This is a genomic window from Planobispora longispora (assembly GCF_016863135.1).
GTDB classification, from domain to species: Bacteria; Actinomycetota; Actinomycetes; order Streptosporangiales; family Streptosporangiaceae; genus Planobispora; species Planobispora longispora.
The window spans coordinates 80,015-98,931 of record NZ_BOOH01000017.1 but is presented as its reverse complement, the minus strand read 5'-3'; the positions used below and the strand labels follow the sequence as shown (position 1 = coordinate 98,931).

Annotated in this window: 14 protein-coding genes and 1 pseudogene; 5 read left to right on the top strand and 10 right to left on the bottom strand. The window is 72.3% G+C overall.

From position 1 onward, the window contains the following. Positions 1–54: 54 nt before the first annotated feature. From Plo01_RS10425 to Plo01_RS10400, 6 genes are all read right to left on the bottom strand, one after another. Positions 55–2,562: a glycosyl hydrolase 2 galactose-binding domain-containing protein gene (locus Plo01_RS10425; RefSeq protein ID WP_203890324.1), complete on the bottom strand. Its 2,508-nt coding sequence runs from the start codon at positions 2,560–2,562 to the stop codon at positions 55–57. 37 nt (positions 2,563–2,599) lie between these two features. Further along, positions 2,600–3,481 (bottom strand): ATP-binding cassette domain-containing protein, encoded by an 882-nt coding sequence (locus tag Plo01_RS10420; protein ID WP_203890323.1) that lies wholly within the window; start codon positions 3,479–3,481, stop codon positions 2,600–2,602. Continuing rightward, positions 3,481–4,422 carry an ABC transporter ATP-binding protein gene (locus Plo01_RS10415; RefSeq protein WP_203890322.1) on the bottom strand — a complete coding sequence of 314 codons (942 nt, stop codon included), beginning with the start codon at positions 4,420–4,422 and terminating at the stop codon, positions 3,481–3,483. Before Plo01_RS10415 ends, Plo01_RS10420 begins: the two co-directional genes overlap by 1 nt. After that, positions 4,419–5,312 (bottom strand): ABC transporter permease, encoded by an 894-nt coding sequence (locus tag Plo01_RS10410; protein ID WP_203890321.1) that lies wholly within the window; start codon positions 5,310–5,312, stop codon positions 4,419–4,421. Before Plo01_RS10410 ends, Plo01_RS10415 begins: the two co-directional genes overlap by 4 nt. Next, positions 5,309–6,304, bottom strand: coding sequence for an ABC transporter permease (locus Plo01_RS10405; protein WP_203890320.1), 996 nt, complete (start codon positions 6,302–6,304; stop codon positions 5,309–5,311). The genes Plo01_RS10410 and Plo01_RS10405 overlap by 4 nt, the downstream gene beginning before the upstream one ends. A gap of 69 nt (positions 6,305–6,373) precedes the next feature. Next, positions 6,374–8,131 (bottom strand): ABC transporter substrate-binding protein, encoded by a 1,758-nt coding sequence (locus tag Plo01_RS10400; RefSeq protein ID WP_203890319.1) that lies wholly within the window; start codon positions 8,129–8,131, stop codon positions 6,374–6,376. 383 nt (positions 8,132–8,514) lie between these two features. Between Plo01_RS10400 and Plo01_RS10395 the strand changes: the two genes are divergently transcribed. Further along, positions 8,515–9,540 carry a LacI family DNA-binding transcriptional regulator gene (locus Plo01_RS10395; RefSeq protein WP_203890318.1) on the top strand — a complete coding sequence of 342 codons (1,026 nt, stop codon included), beginning with the start codon at positions 8,515–8,517 and terminating at the stop codon, positions 9,538–9,540. Between the two features lie 131 nt (positions 9,541–9,671). On the opposite strand, the gene Plo01_RS10390 is transcribed toward Plo01_RS10395, so the two are convergent. Then, entirely contained in the window at positions 9,672–10,334 is a 663-nt protein-coding gene (locus tag Plo01_RS10390) for a response regulator (RefSeq protein WP_203890317.1), read from the bottom strand. Beyond that, positions 10,331–11,530, bottom strand: a complete 1,200-nt coding sequence (locus tag Plo01_RS10385) for a sensor histidine kinase (RefSeq protein WP_203890316.1) — start codon at positions 11,528–11,530, stop codon at positions 10,331–10,333. Before Plo01_RS10385 ends, Plo01_RS10390 begins: the two co-directional genes overlap by 4 nt. A gap of 100 nt (positions 11,531–11,630) precedes the next feature. Between Plo01_RS10385 and Plo01_RS10380 the strand changes: the two are divergent. From Plo01_RS10380 to Plo01_RS10365, 4 genes and pseudogenes are all read left to right on the top strand, one after another. Further along, positions 11,631–12,272, top strand: a pseudogene (locus Plo01_RS10380) (ABC transporter ATP-binding protein); the annotation flags it as partial. Between the two features lie 74 nt (positions 12,273–12,346). Beyond that, complete coding sequence (locus Plo01_RS10375; RefSeq protein WP_239316120.1) at positions 12,347–13,159, top strand: ABC transporter permease; 813 nt, start codon at positions 12,347–12,349, stop codon at positions 13,157–13,159. After that, on the top strand, positions 13,156–14,043 hold the full coding sequence (locus Plo01_RS10370) for a hypothetical protein (RefSeq protein WP_203890314.1): 888 nt from the start codon (positions 13,156–13,158) through the stop codon (positions 14,041–14,043). The genes Plo01_RS10375 and Plo01_RS10370 overlap by 4 nt, the downstream gene beginning before the upstream one ends. Before the next feature lie 99 nt (positions 14,044–14,142). Continuing rightward, on the top strand, positions 14,143–15,438 hold the full coding sequence (locus Plo01_RS10365) for an endonuclease Q family protein (RefSeq protein ID WP_239316119.1): 1,296 nt from the start codon (positions 14,143–14,145) through the stop codon (positions 15,436–15,438). On the opposite strand, the gene Plo01_RS10360 is transcribed toward Plo01_RS10365, so the two are convergent. Then, entirely contained in the window at positions 15,383–17,704 is a 2,322-nt protein-coding gene (locus Plo01_RS10360; RefSeq protein WP_203890313.1) for an MMPL family transporter, read from the bottom strand. The two genes, Plo01_RS10365 and Plo01_RS10360, sit on opposite strands and share 56 nt — an antisense overlap. Positions 17,705–17,982: 278 nt before the next feature. Then, entirely contained in the window at positions 17,983–18,912 is a 930-nt protein-coding gene (locus Plo01_RS10355; protein ID WP_239316118.1) for a carbohydrate ABC transporter permease, read from the bottom strand. Positions 18,913–18,917 lie beyond the last annotated feature (5 nt).

The following is an 18,917-nucleotide window of genomic DNA, read 5'->3' as shown; positions in this document are numbered from 1 at the left end:
CGGGAGCGGGTCACCGCCGGGTCTCGTTCACGCAGCGCAGCACCGGGAAGCCGGTCAGCTCCGCCGGGTCTCGTTCACGCAGCGCAGGACCGGGTAGCCGGTCAGCTCCGCCGGGTCGAGCTCCCGCCCGGCGGCGACGTGGAAGGTCGCGCTCTCGCCCGGCAGCAGGGTCACCAGCATGTCGTCCACCGAGGCGGCGGGGTCGATCCGGTCCGGGAAGAGGGCCAGCTCGCGCAGGAGGGTGCGCGCGGTGACCGTCACCCGGTAGCCGCCCGGGACCGGCTCGGCCCGCGCGTCGTAGGCCGCCTCGGGGAAGGCCACCCGGGTGTCCTCGGCGAAGAAGGCCACCGTACGGCTCTCGCCCAGGCGCGCCACGAGCAGCTCCCGCGCGGGGTCGCCGGGCGTTCCGGCCGCCGCGGGCATCTCCACCCTGGTCACCGACCGCGGCGCCGCCTCCACGGCGACGGTCTCCTTGGCCAGCGGCTCGCCGTCCAGGCTGTGCCGGACCAGCTCCAGCTCCCCCCGCCACGGCTCGTCGCCGTCGTTGACCACCGCGACCACGCCGTCCAGGACGCCGAGCAGGCGGTCGGCGTAGACGCGGCGCAGGGCGTACCACAGGGGTTTGCGCCGGCCGTCGCCGTCGACGGCGGCCCAGGAGGTCACCGGCCAGCAGTCGTTGAGCTGCCAGACGATCGTGCCCATGCAGTGCGGCGCCAGAGCGCGGAACCGCTCGATGCCGTAGGTGATCGCCCGTGCCTGGTTGAGCTGGGTGTAGTAGTGCCAGTCGTCGAAGGTCCCGGGCCGCGGCAGGTGCTCGCCCAGGCCGCGCAGGAGCTTGCCGTTGCCGTCGATCGCCTTCTGGTGGTGCAGCACCAGCGGGGCGTCGGGGGTCAGCTCGCCGCTGACGGCGCGGCGCAGCGTCGCGTACGCGGGCGGCCCCTGGAAGCCGAACTCCGCCACGAACCGGGGACGGTAGGCGGCGTAGCGGGTGTAGTCCTCGCGGTTCCAGACGTCCCAGATGTGGATGGTGCCGCTTGCCGGGTCGTTGGGCGGCAGGCCGGGGGCGCCGGAGTAGGGACTGCCCGGCCAGTAGGGGCGGGTCGGGTCGAGCTCGGCGACGATCGACGGGAGCAGGTCGTAGTAGAAGCCGGAGCCCCAGCTGCGCCCCGCGAGCTCCTCCTGCCAGCCCCAGTCGGCGTGGCCCTCGATGTTCTCGTTGTTGCCGCACCACAGCACCAGGCTGGGGCGGTGAGCGAGCCGGGCCACGTTCTCGCGGGCCTCGGCCTCGACCTCGGAGCGGAAGGGCTCCTCCTCCGGGTAGGCCGCGCAGGCGAAGGGGAAGTCCTGCCAGACCAGCAGGCCCCGCTCGTCGGCCAGGTCGTAGAAGTCCTCGGACTCGTACAGGCCGCCGCCCCAGACCCGCAGCAGGTTGATCCCCGCGCCGAGCGCCTGCTCGAACCGCCCGGCCAGGCGTTCCCGGGTCACGCGGGCGGGGAAGCAGTCGTCGGGGATCCAGTTGGCGCCCCGGACGAAGACCGGGACGTCGTTGACGTGCAGGGTGAAGGCGCCGCCGGTCCGGTCGAGGCGGACGGATCGGAAGCCGATCTTCCTGGTCACCGTGCCCAGCGTCCCCGTGCCGGACGTAACCGTGCCGGGCGTCCCGGACGCGTCCTGCCCCTCAGCCCCGGCGGCCTCCCCGGCCGCGTCCCCGGTTGCGTCCCTGGCGGCGTCCAGCCGTACGGTCAGGTCGTAGCGGGGTTGCGCGCCGTACCCGCGCGGCCACCACCGCTCCGGTTCCGGGACGGTCAGCGTGAGGACGCCCCGCCGCTCGCCGGCCGAGAGCCGGGCCTCCGCCGCGATCCCCGGAACCTCCGGGCCCCCCGCCACCTCGGCGGTGACCGTGAGCGGCCCCTCCGTGGCGCGCTCGACCGCGACGTGCACCTCGACCCGGCCGACGGCGCCGTCCGCGGTCACCAGCGGCCGCACCTCGGCCAGCCGGGCGCCGCTCCAGCTCTCCAGCCCGATCGGCCGCCAGATTCCGGAGGTGACCAGCGTCGGGCCCCAGTCCCAGCCGAAGTTGCAGGCCATCTTGCGGATGAACGCGTACGGCTCGTCGTAGGGCCCCGGCCGCTCCCCCAGCGCGGCCTGCCGGGCCTCGGCGTAGGCGTACGGCGAGTCGAAGAGCACGGTGAGCGTGTTGTCGCCCTCGCGCAGCAGGTGCCGGACCGGGAAGCGGTAGGAGCGGTGCTGGTTGGCGGTGTCCGCGATCCGCACGCCGTTGAGGATCACGGTGGCGACGGTGTCGAGCCCCTCGCAGACGAGGTCGGTCCGCTCGTGCCCGTCCGCGGTCCAGGCGAACGTGGTCTCGTACGCCCAGCCGGTCCGGCCGATCCAGGCCAGGCGGCTCTCGTTGTCGTCCAGGTAGGGGTCCTCGATGATCCCGGCGGCGAGCAGGTCGGTGTGCACGCAGCCGGGGACGGTCGCGGCCACGCCCGCCACCCCGGCGTCCTGCGCGACCGCCGTGAGGGTCCATCCGTCGTGCAGCGGACGGTACGAAGTCAAGAGGTGCTCTCCTTCCGGTGTCTCCGGCGGACGACGGTCACTCGGGGCAGCTTTCGAGCCGGGCGCACGCCACGAAGTGCCCCTCCTCCGCCTCGAACAGCCCTCCGGACGCCTCGCCCCGGTGATAGGGACAGTCCGTCACCGGCTCGGCCTCCTCCCAGGAGGCGTGCAGGCGCGGGACGGCGGCCAGCAGCTGCCGCGTGTAGGGGTGCAGGGGGTTGCCGAAGACCTTGTCGGTCTCCCCCATCTCGACCACGCGCCCGTGCCGCAGCACGACGGTGCGCTCGGCCAGGTAGGTGCCCAGCGAGAGGTCGTGCGTGACGTACAGCACCCCCAGGCCGCGCTCCTTCAGCTCGGCCAGCAGGTTGAGCACGTCGATGCGGGTGGAGGCGTCGAGCATGCTGGTGATCTCGTCGGCGATCAGCAGCTTGAGGTCCAGCAGCAGCGCCCGGGCGATGAGGAGGCGCTGGAGCTGGCCGCCGCTGAGCTGGTGCGGGTACCGGCCGAGGACCTGGTCGGGGTCGAGCCGCACGTCCCGGACCGCGGCGTTCACCCGCACCGCCCAGTCCTTCGCGGAGACCCCGGGGTAGTACGCCTCCTTGATCATCTGGAACACCCGGTCGGCCTTGAAGACCGGGTTGTAGCAGCTGAAAGGGTCCTGGAAGACGCCCTGGACGTGCCGGTAGTACTCCTTGCCCGGCGCGACGGGGACGCCGTCCAGGGTGATCGAGCCCCCGGTGACCGGGGTCAGGCCGAGGATCATCTTGCCGATCGTGCTCTTGCCGCTGCCGCTCTCCCCGATGAGGGAGACGACCTCGCCGGGGCGCACGTCGAAGCTCACGTCACCGACCGCGGTCAGGGTCTTCCCGCCGAAGGCGCCGACCCGGTAGACCTTCGTGACGTTGTCGAGTTTCAGCATCAGGCCTTCCAGCACGCGACGGAGTGGTTGGGCGCGACCTCGACCACCGGCGGCTCCTGCTCGCACTGGGCGAAGGCGAGGGGGCAGCGGTCCCTGAAGCGGCAGCCCTTGGGCGGGTTCAGCAGCGAGGGCGGGCTGCCGGCGATGCCGGTCAGCTTCCGGTCGGCGTACCGCACCCCGACCTCGGGCAGCGAGTTGATCAGCAGGCGGGTGTACGGGTGCCGGGGCGCCTCGACGATCTCCTTGGCCGGCGCCTTCTCGGCGAGCTTGCCCGCGTACATGACCATGATCGTGTCGGCGATCTGGTAGGTCAGCGAGAGGTCGTGGGTGACGAAGATCATGCTCTTGACGAGCCCGTCGTCGCGGAAGGCGGCCAGCGCCCCGGCCACCGCCTTCTGGGTGGACACGTCCAGGGCGGAGGTGATCTCGTCGGCGATCAGCAGCGACGGGTCGAGGAGCGTGGAGACGACCATGACCACGCGCTGCTTCATGCCGCCGGACAGCTCGATCGGGTAGCGGTCCAGCACCTCGTGCGGGAGCCCCACCGCGTCGAGGCGCCCGCGCAGCTTCCCGGCGTCCAGGGCGACCCCCCGCGAGTGCAGGAGCTCGGCCACCATCTTGCCGATCTTGCGGGTGGGGTTCAGGGCGCTCATGGAGTACTGCGGGATGAGCGAGACCTCGTGGAAGCGGAAGGCGTTCATCCGCCGGTCGTCCCCGATCGGCATCTCCTCGCCGTCGAGCTCGACCGTGCCGCCGATGTGGCGCATGCGGCCGTCCATCCGGATGAGGCTCTTGCCCAGCGTCGTCTTGCCGCAGCCGGACTCCCCCGCCAGGCCCAGGATCTCCCTGTCCCCCACCTCGAAGGAGACCCCGTCGAGCGCCTTCACCTGGCCCTTGAGGGTCTTGTAGTACACCTTCAGATCGCTGACCCGCAGACTCATGTCTCCCTCAGCTTCGGGTTGAAGACCTCGTCGAGACCGACGTTGGCGACGTACAGGGCGCCCACGACCGCGGTGATCCCGGCGCCCGGCGGGATGAACCACCACCACAGGCCCAGCTGCATCGCGCTCCACTGGTTGGCGTTCTGCAGCATCAGCCCGAGTGAGATGCCCTCGGTGGGGCCGAGCCCGATGAAGTCGAGCGAGGAGGCGATGAGGATCGAGCCGCCGAACAGCAGGATGAACGTCATGAACAGGTAGGAGCTCATGTTCGGCGCGATCTCCCTGGTGATGATCTTCCAGGTGTTCGCGCCGCTGAGCCTGGCCAGGTCCACGAAGTCCCGGGTGCGCAGCGAGAACGTCTGCGCCCTGATCGCCCGCGCCGCCCAGGGCCAGGAGGTCAGGCCGATGAACAGGGCCTGCGCGCCGACGCTGCGCACGCCCAGGTAGGCGTTGATGATCAGCAGGACGGCCAGCGTGGGGATGACGAGGACGATGTTGGTGAACATGTTCAGCGCCTCGTCGATCAGCCCGCCCCGGTACCCGGCGACGAAGCCGACCAGCATGCCGATGACCGCGGCGATGCCGCCGCCCAGGGCGCCGACCGCGAAGGTCGTGCGCAGGCCGTGCACGAACTGGGTGAAGACGTCCTGGCCGAACGTCGTGGTGCCGAACCAGTGCTCTCCCGAGGGCGGCTGCATGGGCCGGGTGCCGTACGCGTTCGGCGTCCCGCCGATCAGCACGGGGCCGAGCAGGCCCAGCAGGAGCAGGAACAGGACGATGGCCAGGCCGGTCACCAGCTTGCCGTTGCGCAGCGCGAAGTGCAGGGCCTCGCGCCGGACGACCGCGGGGGCCTGCGCGTCCTGCGCGGGGACTTCCTGAAGTGCCGTCATGCCTGCGCACCCGCCATTCCCGCCCGTGTCCGGGGATCGACCACGACGTAGACGATGTCGATGATGAAGTTGGCGATCAGCACGCCGAGCACGATGAACAGGAACGTGCCCTGCAGCAGGAAGAAGTCCTGGTTCTGGATCGCCTTGAGGATCAGGCTGCCCAGCCCGGGATAGGAGAAGACGATCTCGGTCACCAGGGCGCCCGCCACCAGCACGCCCAGCTGCAGCGCCAGGCCGGTGATCTGCGGCAGGACGGCGTTCCTGAAGGCGTACCTGCGGATCAGCCGCTGCGGCGCGCCGAGCGCGGACAGGTAGTTCGAGTAGTCCGACTCCAGCTCATAGATGATCATGTTGCGCATGCCGATGGCCCAGCCGCCCAGCGCCGCCAGGAAGAGGGAGGCGAACGGGAGCGTCCAGTGGTGGAGCAGGTCGAGGAAGAAGTCCCAGGACCAGTTGGGCCGCGTCGAGAAGCTGTAGCCCCCGGCGACCGGGAAGAGCCCCGCGACGACCCCCAGCCCCCAGGCCAGGAGCACCGCCAGCCACATGTACGGCATCGCGGTCAGGATGTACCCGATCGGCAGGACCGCGTTGTCCAGCGCCTTGCGCCGGGCCGCGTAGGCGCCGAACCAGTTGCCCACGACCCAGCTGAGCAGGATCGCCGGAATCATCAGCGCCAGCGTGTACGGAACGGCCCCCAGGATGATCTCGCTCACCGGGGTGGGGAACGCCCAGATGCTGATCCCGAAGTCCCCCTGGAAGAGGGTCGCCCAGAAGTTGAAGTACTGCTGCCAGATCGGCTGGTCGAGACCGAAGAGGCCGGTGTAGTAGACCCGCATGGTCTCCGCGGCCGCGGGATTGCTCGCCCCCGTCCTCGCGACCATGCTCGAGACCGGGTCGCCCGGCATGAACCGCGGGACCATCCAGTTGATCGTGACGGCGACGAAGAACGTCAGCCCGTAGACCAGAAGTTTCCGACCGAAGTATCGGCGCACGAGAGGTCTCCCAGGGAGGGCCGCCCCCTCCCCCCGGAGGAGGAGAGAGGAGGGGGCGGGGTCATTCGGTCAGGAGGCGTTGGGCTGCAGCTGCGTGAGCGTCTCGAACCCGCCCAGCTCCATCCAGTTGCGCCACATCGTAGGCGCCGTCTTGGGCGCGTTGCCCACCGACGACGGCCAGTTCTTCCAGGTCGTGTTGCTGACCTGTGACCACAGGCCGTTGTACCAGAGCGGGATGATCGGCAGCTCCTCCAGGTGGGTCTTCTGGATCTCGGAGATGACCTTCTTCATGCCCTCGACGTCGTCGGTCTTGACCTGGTCGAGCTGCTGGACCAGCTTCCAGAGCTCCTTGTTCTCGTACCGGCCGAAGTTGACCGTGTTCTGCGTCTTCTGGATCGGCAGCTGGAACATGTAGTCGTAGTAGGTCCACGGGCTGTTCGACAGCTGGCGCTCGTTGTTGATCAGCATGTCGAAGTCGCCCTTGCTGCGCTTGTCGACCAGGGCGTTGAAGTCGGGGAAGTCGGGGGTGACGCTGATCCCCGCCTCCTTCGCGCTGGCCGAGATGACCCGGATCGCCTCCATCCAGTCGGTCCAGCCGGAGGGCACGATGATGTTCAGGTTGATCTTCGAGCCGTCCTTGTTCTCCACCAGCCCGTCGCCGTCGCGGTCCCGGTAGCCCGCGTCGGCCAGCAGCTTCTTGGCCTTGGCCACGTCGTAGGTGAAGCCGCTCTGGCTCACCACGCTCTGGTCGATGAACTGCTCCCACTGGGGCAGCAGGCCGGTCGGGCTGGCGGGCTTGACCAGGTTCCCGTAGACGCCCTCGACGATCTGCTTGGTGTTGATCGAGCTGGCCAGGGCCTTGCGGAAGGCCGGGTCGTCCATCGGCTTCTTGGTGGTGTTGAGCACCAGGAAGGCGGTGTTGGCCGAGAGCATGTACGGCGGCTCCGGGTAGTAGGTGGAGATGCCGAAGTTGCCCTTGACCAGGTTCGCCGCGCCGGGCAGGAAGTTGTTGCTGAGGTCCATGCCCTTCTGCAGCAGCAGGCCCATCGCGACCTCGTTGCTGGAGTTGACGATGTCGACGATGTACTTGGGCTTGGGCTCCATCTTGAGCGCGGTCTTGCCCCACCAGTCGTCGCGGCGCTGCCAGACGACGCGGTCCTGGTCGTGGCTCATGTACGTGTAGGCGCCGGTGCCGACCGGGTTCTCGTTCTTGCCGTCCAGCACCTCCTGCTCGGAGCGGCCCTGCCAGATGTGCTGGGGCACGATGGCGCGGCCGTAGAGCTGGAAGTCCCACTCCTGGTAGTTGGCCGTGGAGAAGGTGACCTTCACGGTCTGGTCGTCGACCGCCTCGGCCTTCTCGATCCACTCCCAGATGTTGTGGTACGGAACCGTCTCCATCTTGCCGAGTTCGAGGGTGAAGACGACGTCCTTGGCCGTGAACGGCTTCCCGTCCGACCAGGTGACGCCCGGGCGGAGCTTGATCTCGTAGGTCTTGTCGTCGATCCAGCTCCCGCTCTGGGCCAGCCACGGGACGAGCTTGGAGGTGTTCGGGTCGAAGTGGAACAGCGACTCGTAGACCAGCCCCTCCGTCCCGGTCGCGTAGTCCCACTCCCGGATCGCGTTGAAGTTGGCCGGCGGGCCCCACTGGGTCCCGCTGGTGTAGAGCGTCTCGTGGCGCGGCAGCGAGTTGGGGTTGGCCGGGTTGACGGCGGACGGGTTCCCCGCCTGGGTGTTCTGAGTGTTGGGTGTGGGCTCGCCGCTCGTACAGGCCGCGGCGAGCAGGCCCGCGGCCAGGACCGGGATCACGATCCGCACGGGGTTTCGCATCGTCTCTCTCCTTCCCCCGCGCACTGTGCGGAGGTCCGAACGTCTTCCAGCCCCGATGAGAATCCGGAGGTCAGAGTATCCTCCGGCAGTGGGAGCGCTCCCACGGTGTAGGCACGCACGTCCCCTTTCCTGAACCGGCGGGGAGGGGGTCCCCTTCCGCGGACAGGCAGTCGCCACTCCCCGCCCACGTCGCCAGCACGGTGAACCGGGTAAGTACGGCGAACGTAAATTCCGCGTAACCGCGCCGTCAATAGCCGTGACTCGTTTGAGACGTCGCTGCGGGAGGTCCTCCGGGCCGAGGAACAGGGAGAAGGGGACCGGGCGCGAACGCCGGGGGTAAAGTCTGCTCGACATGTGATTAATCGGTTCAACCAGGGGGTTCAGTGAAGCGACCGACGATCGCCGACATCGCTCGCCGGGCGGGCGTCTCCAAAGTGGCGGTCTCCTACGCGCTGAACGACCGCCCCGGGGTGTCGGAGGCGAAACGGGCCGTCATCAAGGCCATCGCCGAGGAGATCGGCTGGCGCCCCAACAGCGCGGCGCGGGCCCTCAGCGGGGCCCGCGCGCACACCATCGGCCTGACCGTGTGCCGCCCCGCGCGGATCCTGGGCGTCGAACCGTTCTTCATGGAACTGATCAGCGGGATCGAGAGCGAGCTCTCGGCCCGGTCGTACGCGCTGATGCTCCAGGTGGTGACCGAGCCCGGCCAGGAGGTGGAGATCTACCGGCGCTGGTGGGGCGAGCGGCGGGTGGACGGCGCGATCCTGGTGGACCTGCGCTTCTCCGACCCGCGGGTCACCGAGCTGGAGGAGCTGGGGCTGCCGGTCGTCGTGCTCGGCCATCCGTCGGAGTCCGGCACGCTCGTACCGGTCTGGTCCGACGACACCGTGGCCGTCCGCGAGGCCGTCGAATACCTGACGGCGCTCGGGCACCGCCGGATCGCCCGGGTCGCCGGGCTGCCCGAGCTCGTCCACACCGTCCTGCGCGACCAGGCGTTCACCGCCGTGTGCCGGGAGCTCGGGGTGGAGGGCCACACCATCATGCACACCGACTACACCGGCGAGGAGGGCGCGCGGGCCACCCGCCGCCTGATCGGCTCCCCCGCCCGGCCGACGGCGATCGTCTACGACAACGACATCATGGCCGTGGCCGGCCTGTCCACGGCCCAGGAGATGCGGCTCGACGTGCCGGACGACCTGTCCATCGTGGCGTGGGACGACTCCCCGCTCTCCCAGGTCGTCCGCCCCGCGCTGACCGCCCTCAGCCGGGACATCCCCGCCTACGGCGCCCACGCCGCCAAGGCCCTGCTCGCCCTGGTCGCCGGGGAGGGCGGGGAGATCACCGGCTTCGAGGACCGGGCGGCCCGGCTCGTGCCCCGCGGCAGCACCGCCCCGCCCCTGTCGGGCTGACCCGCCCGTCCCCGCCGGGCCACCCCGTCCCTCCTCGATGGACCGCCCCGTCCGCCCTCGTTGGACCGCCCCGTCCGCCCGGGCGGGAGCGGGAGACACGGGGCCGGTCCCGGGCCGGGTGGCCGCCGTCCTCACCCGGGCCGGACGTCGCCGCCCCGCGCCGGGGTCACGAGGCCGCTCTCGTAGGCGGCGATGACGAGCTGGGCGCGGTCGCGCGCGGCGAGCTTGGCGAGCAGGCGGCCGATGTGGGTCTTGACCGTGGCGAGGCTGAGGTGCAGGTGGGCGGCGATCTCGGTGTTCGACAGACCGCGGGCGATCAGCGTGAGCACCTCGCGCTCCCGCCCGGTCACCTCGTCCAGCCCCCGGACGACCGGCCGGGCGGGGACGCGGGTGAACTCCTCGATCAGCCTGCGCGTGACGACCGGCGCGAGCAGCGCCTCGCCCGAGGCCACCACCCTGACGGCGGCGAGCAGATCGGCCGGCGGCGTGTCCTTCAGCAGGAAGCCGCTGGCCCCGGCGCGCAGGGCGGCGTAGACGTAGGCGTCGAGGTCGAACATGGTCACGACCAGCACCCTGGCCCGGCCGTCGATCCGCCGGGTCGCCTCGATCCCGTCCATCTCGGGCATGCGCACGTCCATCACGACCACGTCGGGGCTCTCCCGCGCGGTGAGCTCGACGGCCTCGGCCCCCGTACCCGCCTCGCCGACCACCGTCAGGTCGGGCTCGGACTCGACCAGCACCCGGAAGCTGCCCCGGATCAGCGCCTGGTCGTCGGCGATGAGCACCCGGATCACGACGTCCCCCGATCCGGCGTTCCCCGGGTCAGCGCCTCCCGGCGCGAGGTCTCCCGATCCGGCGTCTCCCGGTACGGCAGGCGGGCGGCCACCCGGAAGCCCCGTCCCGGCCCGGGGCCGGCCTCGAAGGCTCCGCCGTACATCATGACCCGCTCCCGCATCCCGGTCAGCCCGTGTCCCTCCCCGCGCGGCGGGAGCGTCCCGGGCCCGGGACCGTCGTCGGTCACCTCGATCCGCACCTGCCTCCCGTCGTCCTCGACCTCCACCCGGCAGCGCGCCGGGGCGGCGTGCTTGACCACGTTCGTGAGCGCCTCCTGCACGATCCGGTACACCGACAGTCCCACTCCCTCCGGCAACCCGCCGGAGCCGCGCACGTCGAGATCGACGGTGACCCCCGCCAGGCCCGCCCGCTCGGCCAGTCCGGGCAGCCCTCCGAGGCCCGGAGCCGGTCCGAGATCGGCCGGGTCCGCGCGCAGCACCCCGAGCAGGCGGCGCATCTCCACGAGCGCGCCCCGGCTCTCGGTCTCGATCACACGCAGCGCGTCGTGCGCCTCCTCGGGACGGGTCCGCATGACGTGGTTGGCCACCCCCGCCTTGATCGCGATCAGGCCCATGCTGTGCGCGACCACGTCGTGCAGCTCCCGGGCGATGCGCAGCCGCTCCTCGACCACAGCGTCGCGGGCCAGCCGCTCGGCGGTCCAGACGGTGTAGGCCCTGCGCTCGCCGACCGCCCGCCCCACCGTCCAGGCCCCGCCCAGGGCCGCCGCGCCGAACAGGACGTCGCCGGGGAACCCGGCCGACGGGGCGGGCGTCCCCGCCACCGCCATCCCGGCCGCCACCGCCACGCTGAGCCCGACGACGCCCTGGGACGGCGGCCGCCCGCCGCGCCGGGCGGTCAGCGCCACCGTGTAGAGCGCGTAGGCGGGCGCGACGTACGCACCCCCCGTCACGTGGAGGGCCATGGCCACCACCGCGGGCGCGAGCACCGCGCAGAAGACGGTCCTGGGCCAGAGCCGCCGCACGGCCAGCGGCAGCCCGAGCGCGAGGGGCAGCGCGAGCCTGGCCCACTCCGGCGCGGTGGAACGGGCCGCGGCGGAGAGGAGGAAGAGCGAGATGACCGCCCCCGCCAGGCAGTCGAGCGCGATCAGCTGATCACGGCTCAGCCGCCGGGCGAAGGGGGAGGGGGCCGCGTCCACACCCCGACGGTATCCGGCCCCGGTCTGCCCGGCCTCAACCTCCGGGCGGTCATACCCCGGTCCGATGCGCGGGGCGCCCGCCGTACGAGAGCGTCGACGGGTGATCGAAGTGAGAGAGCTGACCAAACGGTACGGGGACACCGCAGCCGTCGACGGGCTGTCCTTCCGGGTCGAGCCGGGACACGTGACCGGTTTCCTCGGCCCGAACGGCGCGGGCAAGTCGACCACGATGCGCATCGTGCTCGGGCTCGACGCGCCCACCTCCGGGGAGGCGCTCGTGAACGGGCGGCGCTACGCCACGCTCCCCCGGCCGATGCGCGCGGTGGGGGCGCTGCTGGACGCCGGCGCGGTGCACGGCGGGCGCAGCGCGTTCGACCATCTGTCCTGCCTGGCCCTCGCCGGCGGGATCGGCCGATCGCGGGTCGCCGAGGTGCTGGAGGCCGTCGGGCTGACGGGGGTCGCGCGCAGGCTGGTCGGCGGGTTCTCGCTGGGCATGAAGCAGCGGCTCGGCATCGCCGCCGCGCTGCTGGGGGACCCGGGGGTCCTGATGTTCGACGAGCCGGTCAACGGGCTCGACCCCGAGGGGGTGCGCTGGATCCGCGAGCTGATGCGCGCGCTGGCCGCCGAGGGCAGGACGGTCCTGCTCTCCAGCCACCTGATGAGCGAGATGGCGCTGACGGCCGACCGCCTCGTCGTCGTCGGCCGCGGCAGGCTCATCGCCGACACCACGGTCAGGGAGCTGACGGGCCGCTATCCGACCCTGGAGGACGCCTACCTGGCGCTGACCGCCGGGAGCGTCGAGTACGGGGCGGCGCGATGAACGGCGTCCCGTCCTCGGAGCGGCTGAAGATCAACAGCGTCCTGTCGTCCGAGTGGCTGAAGCTGCGCTCCGTCCGCTCCACCCACCACACGCTCGGCGCGGCCGCCGCGATCGTGGTCCTCGGCGCCGTCTGGACCTACTACGCCGGGACCGCCTGGGACGGCCGCGACCCGGCGGGCCGGGCCGCCTTCCGGGCCGCCGCGCCGGAGGAGGGGTTCCTGCCGTTCCTGCAGATGGCGCTGGGTGTCCTCGGCGTACTGGCGATCACCTCCGAGTACGCCACGGGGATGATCCGCACCAGCCTCGTCGCCGTCCCCGACCGGCGGCGGCTGTTCCTCGCCAAGGCGGGCGTCCTGGCGGCCCTGACGCTCGCCGGCGGTCACGCGATCCTGCTGGCGACGTACGCGGTGAGCCGGATCATCGCGGGCGGGCGCACGATGGGCTTCAACGCCGGCCCGTTCACCGCCGACCTGCCCGCGCTGCTCGCCTCCGGGCTCTCGGTGACCGTGCTGGCACTGGTCGGGCTGGGGACGGGCACGATCACCCGGTCCACCGCGGGCGGGGTCGCCTCGGTCGCCGTCCTGCTGTTCGTCCTGCCCGGCGTGGCCAACCTCCTGCCCGAGCCGTGGGGCCTGCGGGTCTTCGCGCTGTTCCCGATCGCCCTGGTGCGGCAGATCGCCGGTGAGCCCGTCGCCGCGCAGGCGGGCGCCGGAGCGCTCCCGCCGCTCGTGGCGCTGGCCGTGCTGGTGGGCTACGCGGTCGTCGCGGTGGCGGCCGGCGTGCTCTCCTTCACCCGGAGGGACGCTTGAGGGGAGGCAGGACGGATCGGCGCCGGCGGCGGACGGCACGGCGGCTCGCGGGCGTCCTGCGCAGGAGGCGGGCCTGGCTCCTCGCCGGGCTCGGCGGGCTGCTCGTCGCGGCGGTCGCCGTGGTCGCGCTGGCCTTCCCCTCCGTCGTGGCCGTGACCTGCCCGGGCTGTCACGGGCTGGAGGAGGTGGCGCCGGGTCTGTACACCGAGCCGGACCTCCCGCCGGATCGGCGGCGGCGGGCGATCGAGATCGTCGAGGCGGCCGGGCGGCGCGTCCACGACTTCTACGGCGGCCGGGAGAGCGCGCCGCGCGTCCTGGTCTGCGCGACGGACGACTGCTACCGCCGGATCGGCGGGGGCGGGGAACGGGGCATCGCGATCCTCAACCGCGCGGTGATGTTGTCGCCGCGCGGCGCCAACGAGGTGATCGCCGCGCACGAGCTGTCCCACGTCGAGCTGGACAGCCGGATCGGGCCGGGGCGGGTGCCGCGGTGGTTCGACGAGGGACTCGCCGTCGTGGTCTCCGGTGACCCGCGCTACCTCGCGCCGGAGACGACCCCCGGGACAGCCGCGGAGACGGATCCGAAGGCGGATCCGAAGGCGGCCCCGGACCGGTGCCTGGCCGAACCCGGAGTCGCCCTTCCCGGGGATCCGGCGGGACGGCCGCGCGCGGCCACCGACGGTGAGCGGTTCTACGCCGACTCCGCCTGCCGGGTGAGCCGGTGGATGAGCGCCGCCGGCGGGCCCGCCGCCGTACGCCGCCTGATCGGGCGCCTGGCGGCGGGCGAGGAGTTCGCCGCGGTCTTCCCGGCTTCCGCCGCGGGTCCCCCGGCCCAGGAATCCACGGCCCAGGAATCCACGGCGGTTCCCGGGGCAGGAAACTGAGGACGGGTTCCCGGGGCGAGGAGTCCTCCCCGTGACAGCCGGGGACGGGGACCGTCGCGGCCTCCGTGCCCCGGCGGCGGCCGTCCGGACTGCGACAGGATGGTGAAGGTGCGTTTCCACGCCGATCTGCACGTCCACTCGAAACACGCCCGGGCCTGCAGCAAGGACAGCGACCTGGCCCACCTGACGTGGTGGGCGCGGCGCAAGGGGATCACGCTCATGGGCACCGGCGACTTCACCCACCCGGTGTGGTTCGCCGAGTTGCGCGAGAACCTGGTGCCCGCGGAGCCCGGGCTGTTCCGGCTCCGCGACGACCTGGACCGGGACATCTGCCGCACGCTCCCGCCCCGCCTCGCGTCCGGCGAGGTGCGGTTCATGCTCTCGGTGGAGGTCTCCACGGTCTACGCCCGGGGCGGACGCACCCGGAAGATCCACCACCTGCTGTACGCGCCGGACTTCGACGTGGCCGAGGAGCTCAACCGCAGGCTCGCGCAGGCCGGCGACCTGACCGAGGACGGGCGGCCGACCCTCCGCATGGACGCCCGCGACCTGCTGGAGACCACCCTGGACAGCGGCGACGGCGCCTATCTGGTGCCCGCCCACGTCTGGACCCCGTGGTTCGGCGTGCTCGGCTCCAAGGCCGGCTTCGACACGATCGAGGAGTGCTACGGCGACCTCTCCGACCGCCTCTTCGCGCTGGAGACCGGGCTGTCCAGCGACCCGGCCATGAACTGGAAGGTCTCCGGCCTCGACCGCTACCGGATGGTCAGCTACTCCGACGCGCACTCGCCGCCGATGCTCGGCCGCGAGACCACGGTGTTCGACACGGACCTGGATTACTTCGCGGTCCTGCGGGCGCTGCGGACCGGCGAGGGGCACGCGGGGTCGGTCGAGTTCTTCCCGGAGGAGGGCAAATACCACGTCGACGGGCACCGCAAGTGCGGGGTCCGGATGGAGCCGCGGGAGACGCGCGAGCACGGCGGGATCTGCCCCGTGTGCCGCAGGCGCCTCACGATCGGCGTGCTGAGCCGGGTCGAGGAGCTGGCCGACCGTCCGGACGGCGCCCGTCCGGACGGCGCCGCCGGCTTCCACAGCGCCGTCCCGCTCCCGGAGATCGTGGGGGAGATCCTCGGCGTGGGACCGAAGAGCAAGAAGGTCGTGGCGGAGGTCGACCGGCTCACCGCCGCCCTCGGACCCGAGCTGACGATCCTGGAGGACCTGCCGCCCGACGAGATCGCGGCCCACTCCCCGCCGCTCGCGGAGGCCGTCGCCCGGCTGCGCCGCTGCGAGGTGATCCGGGAGCCCGGCTACGACGGCGTGTTCGGCACGATCCGGCTCTTCAGGCGCGGCGAGCCGGGACCGGTGAGCAAGGGCTCTCCGCCGACGCTTTTCTGAACCCCCGCAGTTTTCCGGGCCCCCATGGGGACCACCAGTTCGCGCGGCCGGCCAGGCGCATGACCGCGGGGACGAGCAGCCCGCGGATCAGCGTGCAGTCGAGGAGTACGGCCAGCGCCAGGCCCACCCCCACCATCTTGAGCAGGACGAGGCTGGAGGTCGCCATGGAGCCCATCACCACGGCGAAGATCACCGCCGCCGAGGTGAACAGGCGTCCGGTGCGCTCCATCCCCAGGGCCACCGCCGTGACGGTGTCCCCGGTGCGGCGGTACTCCTCGGTGATCCTGGAGAGCAGGAAGATCTCGTAGTCCATGGACAGGCCGAAGGCCATGCAGAACATCAGGACGGGCACCAGGGTGTCGATCGTGCCCGTCACGGTGAAGCTCCCCACCAGAGCGCGCAGGTGCCCCTCCTGGAAGACGTGGACCAGCACGCCGAACGTCGCGCCGAGGCTGAGCGCGTTCATCAGCAGGGCCTTCGCGGCCAGGACCACGCTGCCGGTCATCCCGGCGACCAGCGCGAAGGTCGTCATCGCGACCAGGGAGAGGCCCAGCGGCAGGGTGTCCGCGATGCCCCGCCGGATGTCGGCCAGCTGGGCCCCCGGCCCGCCCACCGCCGCCTCCCCCGGGGCGGGGACGGCGCGCAGGCCACGGGCCAGCTCGCTGTTCTCCACCGCGTAGGGCTCGTACGCCGTGGAGACCGCCAGCCAGGTCCCGGCCGGGCCGGTGAACCGCTCCGGCGGTCCCGGGGGAAGGCCGGAGAAGCTCCCCCCGCGGTAGGAGCCGGTGACGGTGTCCACCCGGAGCACGCCGTCCAGCGCCGACAGGCTCCGCGCGTAGGCGTCCAGCCGGGCGTGCGCTCCGCCCGCGTCCCCCGCCCCGCCGCCGGACCCGGTCGTGTCACCGCCCGCCACCTTCAGCCCGGGCAGCACCACCGTGGTCGCCGAGATGCTGTCACGGGCGTCGAAGTCCCGGCGCAGTTCCTCGGCGGCCCGCGCGGCGGAGGCTTCCGGCGGGAGCAGCCGGTCGTCGAAGATCCCGAAGCGGACGTCGAGGAAGGGCGCCCCGAGAACGGCCAGCAGCGCGACGGTGGGGACGGCGACGGCCAGGGGACGGCGCATCACGGCCATGGCGAGGCGGGACCACCCGCCGCCCGGCCCCCGGTCCCGTCCGGCCCGCCACGGCCCCGGAACGGCCAGGCTGTCGACGCGCCCGCCGAGCACGGCGAGCGCCGCCGGCAGCACCACCAGGCTCCCGGCGGCGGCGAGCAGGGTCACCGCGATGCCGCCGAGGGCGACCGAGCGCAACATCATGAAGGGGAAGAGCAGGAGGGCGGCCAGCGACAACGTCACCGTGAGGGCGGAGAACGCCATGGCCCGGCCGGTGGTGCGCATGGTGACCCGGATCGCCTCCGCGGCCTCGCGCCCGCCGGCCAGCTCCTCGCGGAAGCGGGTGACGACGAACAGGCTGAAGTCCACCGCGAGGGCGAACCCGAGGAGGCTGGCGAGGCTCATCGCGAAGGCGGAGACCTCGGTCAGCTCGGTGAGCAGGCGCAGCACCGCCATGGTCCCGGTCACCGCGAACACGCCGACGAGGACCGGCAGCGCGGCGGCGGTGAGGCTGCCGAAGACCAGCAGGAGGATGATGAAGGTCAGCGGGACGGTGATGAGCTCCACCGTATGGAGATCCCGCTCGCTCCGGCTCCGCGCCTCGGCCTTGACCTGGCTCTCCCCCGTCACGAGGACCGTCAGCGGCCCGTGCGCGCCGGCCAGGGCGGGAGCCAGGCGGGCCGCCGCGCCGGTCCGCTCCCTGTCGTCGCCGCGCAGCCGGGCCAGGATGAGCGCGGCCCGGCCGTCCCCGCTGCGCAGGGTGGGTGAGCGGATGTCCCAGTAGGAGGTGACGCGGGTGACGGCGGGATCGCGGGCGAGCCGCGCCGCCACGCTCTTGCCGGCCGCCACGGCGTCCGCGCGGTCCACCGGACCCGGACCCCGGGCGATCAGGACGAGGTGCGGCACGCCCGTCCCGAACCCCGTCGCCAGCAGCCTCTCCGCGCGTTCCGACTCCGCCCCGGAGACCGTCGCGCCGCCGAAGGTCAGCCGGTCGTGCACGTCGTGGCCGGCGAGGACGGCCAGGGCGATGGCGACGGCGGTGAGCCACAGGACCAGGTGGCGGCGCCGTACGGCACGGCCGGGCCCCGCAGGGCCGGACGCCCGCCCCGAGGGGTCCGCGGGCGGTTCGAGCGTGGTCCCCGGATGGCTGTGGAGCACCCGTCCTCCTCCGCGATCGGCCGAGGACCGCCGCCGCCACCCTCTGTCACCCTGCGCGATTACCGATTGCCCAATGTAACAACCGGGAGGATGGCCTTCCCGGGAATCGGGGGCGGGCCGCGACCGGCGTGAACAGCCCGAGGGCATCCCTTGACCGCGTCCGGGGCCGCGCCCTACCCGAGGCCACGCCCTACCCGAGGCCACGCCCTACCCGAGGCCACGCCGTACCCGGAGCCGCGCCGTACCCGGAGCCGGGGGCACGCCGCACCCGGCCCGGGTCACCCCTTGACCGCGCCCGAGATCATCCCCGCGCCGACCCTGCGCTGCAGGAACAGGAAGAGCACCAGCACCGGGAGGGCGAACAGGGTGGCGGCGGCCATGGTGGCGCCCCAGTCGGTGCCGAACACGTCGCGGAAGGACGACAACCACACCGGCAGCGTCCGCTTGTCCTGGTCCTTGATGATGAGCACGTTGACGAACGCGAACTCGTTCCAGGCGGTGATGAACCCGAACAGCGAGGTGGCCATCAGGCCGGGGGCCAGCAGCGGGAAGATCACCCTGCGGAAGGCGGCGAACCGGGTGCAGCCGTCGACCAGGGCCGCCTCCTCCACCTCGGCCGGGACGGCGGCGAGGAACCCGCGCAGGGTCACGATCGTGAACGGCAGCGTGACCATGAAGTAGACGCCGGTGAGCATGGCCAGCGAGTCGAGGAGCTCGGCGTCCCTGGCGATGACGAACATCGGCACGAGCAACGCCTCCCAGGGCGCCATCTGCGCGGCGAAGATCATGACGATGAAGGGTCCTCTGCCCCGCCACCGCATCCGGGCCACCGCGAACGCCGACAGCAGCGCCACCACCAGGGCCAGCAGCACGGCGGCGCCGGTGACGGCCAGGCTGTTGCGCCAGAACGTCCAGAACCCGTCGGCGCCCACGGCCGTGGCGAAGTGCTCCAGGGTCGGGTGCGCGGGCCACAGACCGGGCGTCTCGTTCTGGATCTCCGCGGTCGGCTTGAAGGCGGTGGCGAACATCCAGTAGACCGGGAAGATCATCACGGCGAGCACGGTCGCCGCGGCGACGTTGAGCACGCCCCTGCGCGCGCCGTACGCGATCCTGTGCGCGTCGGCCGCGGTCCTGCGCGTACCGGCCGTGGTCCTGCGCGCGCCGGGCACGATCTCGCGCGCGTCGGACGCGGCTTCGCGTGACCTCACGCCCC